Here is a 12,543-nt window from a genome sequence, read left to right on the forward strand (position 1 = left end):
GGTCATGAATGATAAAGTAAAATTGTTTGTCTTGGCAGGAATCTTTTTCCTAGCCATAAGCGGTTTCTATTTTCTATTGATGCGAAATGCAGGGCAGACAGATAGCTCGCAAATTGAGAAAGCATCAGTTAGCCAAGGAGGAAAAACAGTGAAAAAAACAGAAGTGAGTAAAGATGCAGACTTGCACGAAATTTATCTGGCTGGAGGTTGTTTCTGGGGAGTTGAGGAATATTTCTCACGCGTTCCCGGAGTGACAGATGCCGTTTCAGGCTATGCAAATGGTAGAGGGGAAACAACCAAGTACGAATTGATTAACCAAACAGGTCATGCGGAGACTGTTCATGTTACTTATGATGCCAAACAAATTTCCCTAAAAGAAATCCTGCTTCATTACTTCCGCATTATCAATCCAACCAGCAAAAATAAACAAGGAAATGATGTGGGAACCCAGTACCGTACTGGTGTTTATTACACAGATGACAAGGATTTAGAGGTGATTAACCAAGTCTTTGATGAGGTGGCTAAGAAATACGATCAACCTCTAGCAGTTGAAAAGGAGAGTCTGCAGAATTTTGTAGTGGCTGAGGATTACCACCAAGACTATCTCAAGAAAAATCCAAATGGCTACTGCCATATCAATGTCAATCAGGCGGCCTATCCCGTCATTGATGCCAGCAAATATCCCAAACCAAGTGATGAGGAATTGAAAAAGACCTTGTCACCTGAGGAGTATGCAGTCACTCAGAAAAATCAAACAGAACGGGCTTTTTCAAACCGCTACTGGGATAAATTTGAATCCGGTATCTATGTGGATGTGGCCACTGGCGAACCGCTCTTTTCATCAAAGGACAAGTTTGAGTCTGGTTGTGGCTGGCCTAGTTTTACCCAACCCATCAGCCCAGATGTTGCTACCTACAAGGAGGATAAATCCTACAATATGACGCGCATGGAAGTTAGGAGCCGAGTTGGAGATTCTCACCTTGGCCATGTCTTTACGGATGGACCTCAGGATAAGGGTGGCTTGCGCTACTGTATTAATAGTCTCTCTATCCGCTTTATTCCCAAAGATCAAATGGAAGAAAAAGGCTACGCTTATTTACTAGATTATGTCGATTAAGAGGGGTTTCCTAAGCAGTTAGAGGAGAATTTTGCTATACTGATACTAGTAAGTGACAAAGGAGAGAAGCATGACCTATACAATCTTAATCGTAGAAGATGAATATCTGGTAAGACAAGGCTTGACCAAGCTGGTCAATGTAGCAGCCTACGATATGGAAATCATCGGTCAGGCTGAAAATGGAAGGCAGGCTTGGGAATTGATACAAAAGCAGGTGCCAGACATTATTTTAACCGATATCAACATGCCTCAGCTGAATGGCATCCAGTTGGCCAGTCTGGTCAGAGAAGCCTATCCTCAGGTTCATCTAGTTTTTTTGACAGGCTATGATGATTTTGATTATGCCTTGTCTGCTGTCAAACTCGGTGTGGATGACTACCTGCTCAAGCCCTTTTCTCGTCAGGATATTGAGGAGATGTTGGGGAAAATCAAGCAAAAACTAGACAAGGAAGAAAAGGAAGAGCAGTTACAAGATTTATTGACTGATAAGTTTGAGGGAAACCTGGCTCAGAAAATCCAGTCTCATCTGGCTGATAGCCAGTTTAGTTTAAAGTCTTTGGCCAGTGACTTGGGCTTTAGTCCGACCTATCTGAGTTCCTTGATTAAGAAAGAGTTGGGCCTGCCTTTTCAGGATTATCTGGTGCGAGAACGTGTCAAACAGGCCAAGCTCTTGCTTTTAACTACGGATCTGAAAATTTACGAGATTGCAGAGAAGGTTGGTTTTGAAGATATGAACTACTTTACCCAACGTTTTAAACAGATTGCAGGTATGACACCTCGTCAGTTTAAGAAGGGAGAAGGCCGATGAAGCGTTCTTCTCTCCTAGTCAAAATGGTTATTTCCATCTTTCTGGTCTTTCTCATTCTCCTAGCTTTGGTTGGGACTTTCTACTATCAATCTAGTTCCTCGGCCATTGAGGCTACTATTGAGGGCAATAGCCAAACGACTATCAGTCAGACTAGCCACTTTATCCAGTCTTATATCAAAAAATTAGAAACCACCTCTACCAGTTTGACCCAGCAGACGGATGTCCTATCCTATGCTGAGAATCCCAGTCAAGACAAGGTCAATGGAATCCGAAATCTGTTTTTGACTATCTTGAAGGCAGACCAGGACTTGAAAACTGTTGTGCTGGTGACTAAATCTGGTCAGGTCATTTCTACAGATGACAGTGTGCAGATGAAAACTTCCTCAGATATGATGGCTGAGGATTGGTACCAAAAGGCTATTCATCAGGGAGCCATGCCAATTTTGACTCCAGCTCGTAAATCGGACAGTCAGTGGGTCATTTCTGTCACTCAAGAACTTGTTGATGCAAAGGGAGCTAATCTGGGCGTGCTTCGTTTGGATATTTCTTATGAAACTCTGGAAGCCTATCTTAACCAACTCCAGTTGGGGCAGCAGGGCTTTGCCTTTATCATCAATGAAAACCATGAATTTGTTTATCATCCTCAACACACAGTTTATAGTTCGTCTAGCGAAATGGAGGCCATGAAACCCTATATTGAGACAGGGCAGGGCTATACTCCAGATCACAAATCCTACGTCAGTCAGGAAAAGATAGCAGGAACTGATTGGACGGTGCTTGGCGTGTCTTCGTTGGAGAAGTTAGACCAGGTTAGGAGTCAACTCATGTGGACCTTGCTTGGGGCCAGTATCACCTCTCTTCTTGCCTGTCTCTGCTTGGTGTGGTTCAGTCTTAAACGCTGGATTGCTCCTCTGAATGACTTGAGAGAAACCATGCTGGAGATTGCTTCTGGTAATCAGAATCTTCGTGCCAAGGAAACTGGTGCCCATGAACTGAGAGAAGTGACTCGCCAGTTCAATGCTATGTTGAATCAGATTGATCAGTTGATGGCAGATGTTCGCAGGCAGGAAGAAACAGCCCGTCAGTATGAACTTCAAGCCTTGTCAAGCCAGATTAACCCCCATTTCCTCTATAATACCTTGGATACCATCATCTGGATGGCTGAATTTCAGGATAGTCAGCGAGTGGTTCAGGTGACCAAGTCCTTGGCAACCTATTTCCGCTTGGCGCTCAATCAGGGGAAAGATTTGATTTGCCTGTCTGACGAAATCAATCATGTCCGCCAGTACCTCTTTATCCAGAAACAACGTTATGGAGATAAGCTGGAATATGAGATTGATGAAAATCCTGCCTTTGATAATCTAGTCTTGCCTAAGCTGGTCCTACAACCCCTTGTAGAAAATGCTCTTTACCATGGCATTAAGGAAAAGGAAGGTCAGGGACATATTAAAGTTTCTGTACAGAAACAGGATAGAGGACTAGTCATCCGCATTGAGGATGATGGCGTTGGCTTCCAAGTTGCTGGCGATAGTAGTCAGAGTCAGCTCAAACGTGGGGGAGTTGGTCTTCAAAATGTTGATCAACGGCTCAAACTTCATTTTGGAGACAATTACCAGATGAAGATTGATTCTGCACCCGACAAAGGAACGACGGTTGAAATATACATAAATAGAATAGAAACTAGCTAACTCCCGGTCAATTCTGGGAGTTTTATGCGTAATTGAGAAAGCTTTCTAGTTTGTCTATCTTGCTAAAAAGTAGAAAAAACGATATGATAGATGATGACAAAAGAGGTATCAAGTATGAAGGAAAAAGACATTCAAAGAGAAACAAGCCAGATTGTAGAAGATGTATTGGAAAAGGCCAATTTGAAGCAGGGATCCATCTTTGTTTTGGGCCTTTCTTCTAGTGAGGTGATAGGTGGTCAGATTGGCAAGGAATCCAGCCAAGAAATTGGGGAAATCATTGTGAAGACCATCCTAGATATCTTAGAGGAAAAGGGAATTCATCTAGCTGTTCAAGGCTGTGAACATGTTAATCGGGCCCTAGTCGTTGAACGTCAGGTGGCAGAGCAGTTTGGTCTGGAAATCGTCAGTGTCCTTCCGACTCTTCATGCAGGAGGTTCGGGTCAGTTGGCAGCCTTCAAGTTTATGCAGGATCCAGTTGAGGTTGAATTTATCAAGGCCCATGCTGGATTGGATATCGGAGATACTGCAATTGGCATGCATGTCAAGCATGTTCAGGTTCCGATTCGTCCTCTTTTGAGAGAGATTGGTCATGCCCACGTAACGGCGTTGGCTAGTCGCCCAAAATTAATTGGAGGTGCGCGTGCGCACTATCCGCAAGATTCTATTAGAAAGTCGTGAGAATGAAAAAAACAAAACAACAATTAGAAAAAATTACCAAATATTCGATTCGTAAGCTAACTGTTGGGGTAGGTCCTGTAGCCATCGGGGCCTTCCTTTTTGGTGCTAGTACCCTTTCAGTAGACAAAGTTCAAGCCAATGAAGTTGGTGGTGCTCATAGCGTTCATTACCGTTATTTGGCAGAGCAGGAATTGACTGAGTCTGAAAAAGCTCTGATTCACCATGAGGTTCCTACAGAATTTCAAGATGATGATATTCTTTATGTAGTTTATCGTAAGAAGGCGACAACCAGTCAACAACTTCCCTATACAGGAAGTAAGGAAGTCGCTCTAGCAGGTCTTGGCTTGGCAACGGCTTCTCTAGCAGTCTTTTTGGTGTCCAAAAAAGGTCGCAAAGAGGTTCTAGGTGTTCTCTTGATCGGTTTTTTAGGAGCCAGCACCTTTGTACCTTATGGGACATTTGCATTTGAAAATAAAGAATTGCTTTCTTATAACCAAACTATTTTAGCTTCTACCCATGAAGGCTTGGCTGAAGGGATTATCCACATTGATGGCTATGAATACATTGGATACTTCAAGGAAGCGGAACTCCATCCATCAAGACCAGTTTCAGCTGAACAGCCTCAGTTGCCAGTAGAAAAGCAAAGTTCAAAAGAAATCGAGAAAACAGAAGTCGTTCAAGAAAGAGCTGCGGTTACTCCAGAGACTGTCATCGAAAAACCTGTAGTAGAGAATCCAGTTGCTCCTGCTGTTGAAGAAAAACCAGTTTCTGAGAAACCTCAGACAAGACAGGAAGAAAGCTTGGTGGATATTCCTTTTGAAACAGTCACAAATCCAGATGCGAATCTAGCAGAAGGACAGACTCGTATCGTCACAGCTGGAGTAAAGGGTCAGCGTCGTCTTGTAACTAAAGTATCGATGGTAAACGGTCAAGAAGTTAGAGAAATCATCGAAGACCAAGTAGTCCAAAATCCTGTGTCGCAAGTCATTGCAGTCGGAACTAAGAAAGAGGTGCAACCTGCTCCAACTCCAGTACCACAAGCTGAACCAACGCATCAAGTAGCTAAAGGTACACAAGAAGAAGGTAAGACAGGACAAGCCTTAACGCAACCAGAATTGCCAGAGGCTCCAGTAGAAGCAAAAGGAACTCAAGAAGAAGGTAAGACAGGACAAGCTCTAACACAGCCAGAATTGCCAGAAGCTCCAATCGAAGTAAAAGGTACACAAGAGGAAGGTAAAACTGGCCAAGCCCTTGTACAAGAACAGTTACCTGAGTACAAAGTAACTGAGGGAACCCTTGTTGAAACATCGACTACAGATTTAGACTACAAAACTGAAACGACTGAGGATCCAACCAAGTATACGGACGAAGAAACTGTCGTAAGAAATGGTGAAAAAGGTAGTCAAGTTACCAAAACAACTTATAAAACAGTAGAAGGTGTTAAAACGGACCAAGTTCTTTCAACTAGCACAGAAGTTGCCAAGGAGCCTGTAAACCAACAGGTAAGTCGTGGGATAAAACCAATTGAAGGAACTCTTGTAGAAGAAAGTCTTGAAAAGATTCCATTTAAGGAAGTTGTTAAAGAAGATGACCAACTGAAAAAAGGCTTAGAAGTTGTAGCTCAAGAAGGAAAAGAAGGCCAGAAAAAAATCACCAAGACCTTTAATACCATTAAGGGAGTTAAAACAGAGGATGCTCCAAAAGTTACAGAGGAAATCCTTGAGGCACCTCAAGACAAAATTTTGAAACGTGGTACCAAGAGCTTTGAAAAACCAGTATTGACCATCACAGCAGTTGAGCCTAAGGATTTGAAACGGACTTCAGATGTTAAGTATAGTCTAGAAAATCCAAGTAAGGCAGCCATTAAATCTATTACCTTAACTCTGAAAAAAGGTGATGAGATTGTCAAAACCTTGAATGTTTCACCAGATGACTTGACAACTACCCTGACAGATTTACAGTACTACAAGGATTATAAACTTGAAACGAAGATGGTTTATGACCGTGGTGAGGGTGATGAGGAAGAAGTTCTGAAGGAAGAACCGCTAAGAATTGACCTCAAAAAAGTTGAAATCAAAAACATCAAAGAAACAAGCTTGATGAGTGTGGACGCTGATGGTAATGAAACAGATACTAGTTTATTGACAGCAAAACCAGCTGATGTTGCTCCACTTTATTTACGAGTGACCACTCATGACAATAAAATAACAAGACTGGCTGTTGATAAGATTGAAGAAGTAGAAAAAGACGGAAAAACTTTATACAAAGTTACTGCCAAAGCACCTGATTTGATTCAACGGAATGCTGATAACACACTTAGCGAAGAGTATGTTCATTACTTTGAAAAACAAAAAACACACGAAGGTGATGTATATTATAGCTTTGACGATCTTGTAAAAGCTATGCAAAAAGACCCGACCGGCACATTTAAGCTTGGTAGCAATATCAATGCTGCTAACGTTAAACCAGCAGGAAAATCTTATGTTACTAATGCTTTCAAAGGAACATTAACAAGCACTGACGGTAATAAATTTACCATTAGCAATATGAACAGACCTTTATTCGGTGATATTGTCGGTGGTACTGTTAAAGATTTACTACTTGAAAATGTAAATATCGACATGCCAGGGACTGATAGGATTGCACCGATAGCAAATGTTATCAAAAATAATGCTACTGTAGAAAACATTAAAGTAACAGGTAACGTTGTTGGTAATAATGATGTATCTGGTGTTATCAATAAAATTGATGGTAGTGGAAAATTAAGTAACGTTGCATTTATCGGTAAAGTACACGCTGCTGGAAATCGCGGTGGTTACTTAACAGGTATCGTCGGTGAAAACTGGAAAGGTATTGTAGAAAAAGCTTATGTTGATGCTGAAATCACAGGTAACAAAGCTAAAGCTGCCGGAATTGTATATTCATCTCAAAACGGTGGCAACAACAATACTTTAGGTAAAGAAGGTACACTTCGAAACTCTGTAGCAAAAGGCTCTATTGAACTCAAAGAAGCCGTTATGTCTGGTGGACTGCTAGGGACTAACTGGGCACTAGGGGCTATAGAAGACAACATCACTATGATGAAAGTTAAGACTGGTGAAATGGTCTTTGGTCACTCTGATATTGATGCTGATGATTACTTTACATACTCTAGAACGAAGCGCAATTACAGTGTTGAGGGTGTAAGTGAAGGTAAAACAACTTATACTAATTCTAAAAAAATTCCTAGCATAACTAAAGAAAAAGCTGATGAATTAATCGCTAAAATGGGAATCACTGCTGATAAATTTGAAAGCACACTTCCTGTTGAAGATAAACTGAACAATATTGTAAGTAAAGCTAATCAATACAAAAATATTGATGACTACGATGCTTCTCGTGAGCTTGCTTACCGTAACATTGAAAAACTTCAACCATTCTATAACAAGGAATGGATTGTCAACCAAGGGAATAAGATTCCGGCTGGATCAAACTTATTAACGAAAGAAGTATTGTCTGTTACTGCGATGAAAGGCAATGACTTTGTCACAGACCTTACAGATGCTGACCATATTATGGTTCACTACGCAGATAAGACAAAAGAAATCTTAACAATTTCACCGAAAGAATCTAAAGTTAAACAAGTGAAAGAATACAGCGTCGCTGAACTTGGTGAAGTTGTTTATACACCAAATATGGTGGTTAAAGATCGTTCAGATTTAATCAGCGCTATCGAAAGCAAATTAAGTCCAGTTGAATTGCAATCTGACCCAATTTACCAACATTTGGGTAGAACTGGTGGCAACAAAGTCAATGCAATTAAGGATTTGTACTTAGAAGAAAGCTTCAAGTATGTTAAAGATAATCTGACTCAATTTGTTACGAAGTTAGTGGAAAATGAAGATCACCAGCTTAACACTGATGAAGCTGCTAAACGTGCCTTGATTAAGAAAATTGATGACAATAAGGCTGCAGTTCTTCTTGGTTTGTCTTACCTCAACCGTTACTACGGTGTTAAATTCGATAACTTTAATATTAAAGAGTTAATGTTATTCAAACCGGACTTCTATGGTAAGAATGTTAGTGTGTTAGACTTCTTGATTAAGGTTGGTTCTAAAGAAAGTAACATTAAAGGTGATAGAACTTTAGAAGCTTATCGCGAAACTATCGGTGGAGTTATTGGTATAGGCGAATTAAACAGTTTCTTAGACTATAATATGCGTCTCTTCACAAGTGATACCGACTTAAACGATTGGTTCATAAAAGCAACTAAAGATAATGTATATATCGTTGAACCTAAAACAACAACTCCTGAATTTGCTGATAAGAAACACAGAGCTTACGAAGGTTTAAACAACGATGTTCACGGTAAGATGATCTTACCACTTCTGAACTTAAAAGATGCGCATATGTTCTTAATCTCAACATATAACACTATGGCATACAGTTCATTTGAGAAATACGGTAAGAATACTGCCGAAGAACGTGAAGCATTCAAAGCTGAAATCAATAAAGTTGCTAAAGGTCAACAAAATTACCTAGATTTCTGGTCTCGTCTATCATTAGATAAAGTTCGTAATCAACTGCTTAAGAGCAACAACATGGTACCAACTCCTGTGTTAGATAACCAAAACTATAAAGGAATCAGCACAGATAAATACGGACATACGAATAGTGGTAAAGACGTAGCACCTATCCGTGAATTATACGGACCAACAGGTCGTTATCATGCAACTGACTGGCGTATGGGAGCTGTAGCTCGTATTTACGGTAACCCTTATAAGGATGATTCAGTCTTCTTCATGGTTACTGATATGATTAGTGACTTTGGTATCTCAGCCTTCACTCACGAAACAACTCACGTAAATGACCGTATGGTTTACCTAGGTGGTTCAAGACACCGTGAAGGTACTGACCTAGAGGCGTTCGCACAAGGTATGTTACAATCACCTGCTGAAACAAGTCCAAACGGTGACTTTAAAGCACTAGGATTGAACATGGCCTACGAACGTCCAAATGACGGAAACCAATGGTACAACACTAATCCAAATGACCTTACTTCTCGCGCTGAAATTGATCATTACATGAAAGGTTTCAATGATACGCTTATGCTTCTTGATTATCTTGAAGGAGAAGCTGTCATTGATAAAGGCAGTAAAGAACTAAACAACGCTTGGTTCAAGAAAGTAGATAAGCAACTTCGTGGAGCTAATACGAAGAACCAATACGACAATGTTAGAGATTTAAATTCAGAAGAAAAAGAATATAATTTAACATCTGTTAACGACTTAGTAGAGAAAAACTTCATGACTAAGCACGGTCCTGGTAATGGTCAGTATGACCCAACTGGATTTGGCTCTGCCTATGTAACTGTACCAATTACCGCTGGTATCTACGGAGGTAACACAAGTGAAGGAGCTCCAGGAGCAATGTCATTCAAACATAACACCTTCCGTATGTGGGGTTACTTTGGATATGAAAAAGGCTTCCTAAATTATGCTTCGAATATGTTAAAAGGGGAATCTAAAAAAGCCGGTAAGAATACTTTAGGTGATGACTTCATCATTAAGAAAGTTTCTGATGGTAAATTTAATACTCTAGAAGATTGGAAGAAAGAATACTTCAAAGAAGTTGTTGATAAAGCGAAAGCAGGATTTAACCCTGTTACAATCGACGGTACTACATACAGTAGCTACGATGACTTAAAACGTGCGTTTGCTGAAGCTGTTGATAAAGATAAAGCTACTCTTAAAAATGGATCAGTTAAATTTGATAATACTGTTTCCCTTAAAGAGAAATTATTCAAAAAACTTCTTCAACAAACAAACAGCTTTAAAACTTCAATCTTTAAATAATTGAAATCTCTCATCTGCTTTGCGGATGAGGGTTTTCTTATTTTGTGCTATACTTAAGGTATGCATAGAAAAACAGTGATTGATTTTAGGGCTTTGGGGGAGAGATACACCTTTACACAGCCTATTAAAGAGTTGAAAACGAGAAATGTAGCAGAAGTGGCAGATTTGCTGGCACAAGTGGAAAGCTACCAAGAGCAGGGCTACTATGTGGTGGGCTATATCAGCTACGAGGCTGCACCTGCTTTTGAGGAAAAATTAGCAGTTCACAAGGCCCCTTTATTGGACGAGTATTTGCTTTATTTTACTGTTCATGATAGGGTAGAAACATCCCCTATTCCTTTTACTTATGAGGAAATAGATCTGCCTTCAATGTGGCAGGAAGAAACATCTGCAGAGAACTATGAAAAGGCGATTGCCCAGATTCACCATCATTTACGCCAGGGGGATACCTACCAGGTCAACTACACTGTCCAACTCAAACAGGACTTAAGTGCCAATCCTTTTGCCATTTACAATCGTATGGTGGTAGAGCAGGAGGCGGGCTACAATGCCTATGTTGAACATGACGAGATGGCAGTGATTTCTATGAGCCCAGAACTCTTTTTTGAGCAGAATGGCCGCGAGTTGACAACGCGACCAATGAAGGGAACGACTCAGCGTGGCGTGACCGACCAAGAAGATTTGGAGCAGGCCAGTTGGTTGGAACAGGATCCCAAAAATCGCTCTGAAAACATGATGATTGTGGACCTCTTGCGCAACGATATGAACCGTATTTCTGAAGTGGGAAGTGAGCATGTGGAGCGTTTGTGTCAAGTGGAGCAATATTCGACTGTCTGGCAGATGACTTCGACCATCAAGAGTCAGTTGCGAGAGGATGTGGATTTGGTTACCATTTTTCGCTCTCTCTTTCCTTGTGGTTCCATAACGGGCGCACCGAAAATTGCGACTATGGAAATCATTAAGGACTTGGAACCACAACCGCGTGGAGTCTACTGTGGAACCATTGGTCTCTTGCTTCCAAATGGACGACGGATTTTTAATGTGGCCATTCGGACTATTCAACTCTACAAGGGGCAAGCTATCTATGGAGTTGGCGGAGGCATTACATGGGATAGCACATGGGAATCTGAATACCGCGAGGTTCATCAAAAGGCTGCTGTTCTCTATCGTAAACAAGCTCGTTTCCAACTGATTACAACTGGAAAAATCAGTCAGAAGAGCTTGCTGTTTGAAGATCAACATTTGGAAAGATTGAGAAAAGCTAGTAGATATTTTGCTTATCCTTTTGACCCAGAAATTTTGAGACAAAAGATTGAAGCAGAGTGTCAGACTTGTGATGCTAATCAAGATTACCGATTGCGAATTTCTCTCAGCAAATCTGGAGAGATAGAACTTAGTCGACAAATCTTAACATCCCTTAGTCCAAGTTTTTGCGAGGCCGAACTTTGTCTGCAAGAAGCAGATTTGAATCAAGCATTTACCTATTTTAAAACGACTCATAGACCACACTTGACTCTAGGGAAACAGGAAATCATTTACCATAATGTAAAAGGAGAACTGCTTGAAACCTCTATCGGAAATTTGATTTTGAAAATCACAGGAAAACTCTATACACCGCCAGTCCGACTTGGAATCTTGCCAGGAATTTATCGTCAGCATTTGCTGGAAACAGGACAGGTAGAAGAGAAAGTCTTGACCTTGGTAGATTTTGCCCAAGCAGAAGCTATTTACGGCTGTAATGCAGTGAGGGGCTTGTATGAATTAATCCTAGAGGAGAACTAGATGAAACTGGTATTTTTACATGGGTTAGGGCAGTCAGCAGAGAGTTGGAAAGAAGTTCGGAATCTACTGATAGATTATCCTTCTGAGGCTATCGAGTTATTTCCTTCTGGAGTTAGCAACTATCAACAAGCTAAAGAGCGGGTTTATCAGCATCTAGCTCAAGAGACAGAACCTTTTATTTTGGTTGGATTGTCCTTAGGTGCTGCTCTGGCACTAGAACTTTCTAGTTACGATTTATCAAATCTTCGAGCTTTGGTTCTGTCAGGGTGCCCGCTAAAATTAGCAGGGAATATCCCATTTTATGTTCAATTGCTGATATTTAAATTACTTCCCAAAAGAGTATTTGAAAAACAGGGAGCAGACAAGGCTCTTATGGTCGGAGTTTCTGAGGAATTGAAGACACTTGATTTAACGGATATAGCAGGGATTTGCCCCTATCCAACCTTACTAATTTGTGGTAGTCAGGATAAGCCTAATCTCAGTTCAATGAAAACTATTCAAGAACTGATGCCAAATTCTCAATTTCAGATTATACCTGACGGTCCTCATGTCTTGAATAAGGAAAAACCAAAGGAGTTTGCTGAACAGATTAAACCTTTCCTTGAATTGCTGAAATAAGTTTGATAAAATAATAGT

General features: G+C 40.7%; 7 protein-coding genes. All 7 read left to right on the forward strand.

The genetic code is table 11. The features are described from left to right. The first annotated feature begins 4 nt into the window (after nt 1–4). A complete protein-coding gene (gene msrB / locus QM843_RS06595) occupies nt 5–1,117 on the forward strand; it encodes a peptide-methionine (R)-S-oxide reductase MsrB (protein WP_020903451.1) in 1,113 nt (370 codons plus the stop codon). Between the two features lie 70 nt (nt 1,118–1,187). Beyond that, complete coding sequence (locus QM843_RS06600; RefSeq protein WP_125447961.1) at nt 1,188–1,925, forward strand: response regulator transcription factor; 738 nt, start codon at nt 1,188–1,190, stop codon at nt 1,923–1,925. Continuing rightward, nucleotides 1,922–3,613: a cache domain-containing sensor histidine kinase gene (locus tag QM843_RS06605; RefSeq protein ID WP_414304623.1), complete on the forward strand. Its 1,692-nt coding sequence runs from the start codon at nt 1,922–1,924 to the stop codon at nt 3,611–3,613. Before QM843_RS06600 ends, QM843_RS06605 begins: the two co-directional genes overlap by 4 nt. Before the next feature lie 114 nt (nt 3,614–3,727). Beyond that, nucleotides 3,728–4,291, forward strand: a complete 564-nt coding sequence (locus QM843_RS06610) for a TIGR01440 family protein (RefSeq protein WP_049521452.1) — start codon at nt 3,728–3,730, stop codon at nt 4,289–4,291. Between the two features lie 2 nt (nt 4,292–4,293). Beyond that, nucleotides 4,294–10,125 (forward strand): ZmpA/ZmpB/ZmpC family metallo-endopeptidase, encoded by a 5,832-nt coding sequence (locus QM843_RS06615; RefSeq protein ID WP_414304624.1) that lies wholly within the window; start codon nt 4,294–4,296, stop codon nt 10,123–10,125. Nucleotides 10,126–10,185: 60 nt separating this feature from the next. Further along, entirely contained in the window at nt 10,186–11,907 is a 1,722-nt protein-coding gene (pabB, locus tag QM843_RS06620) for an aminodeoxychorismate synthase component I (RefSeq protein ID WP_414304625.1), read from the forward strand. Further along, nucleotides 11,908–12,525: an alpha/beta fold hydrolase gene (locus tag QM843_RS06625; protein ID WP_414304626.1), complete on the forward strand. Its 618-nt coding sequence runs from the start codon at nt 11,908–11,910 to the stop codon at nt 12,523–12,525. The last annotated feature ends 18 nt before the right edge of the window (nt 12,526–12,543 follow it).

Origin of the sequence: Streptococcus mitis (genome assembly GCF_047463435.1) — a bacterium.
GTDB classification, from domain to species: domain Bacteria; phylum Bacillota; class Bacilli; order Lactobacillales; family Streptococcaceae; genus Streptococcus; species Streptococcus mitis_DS.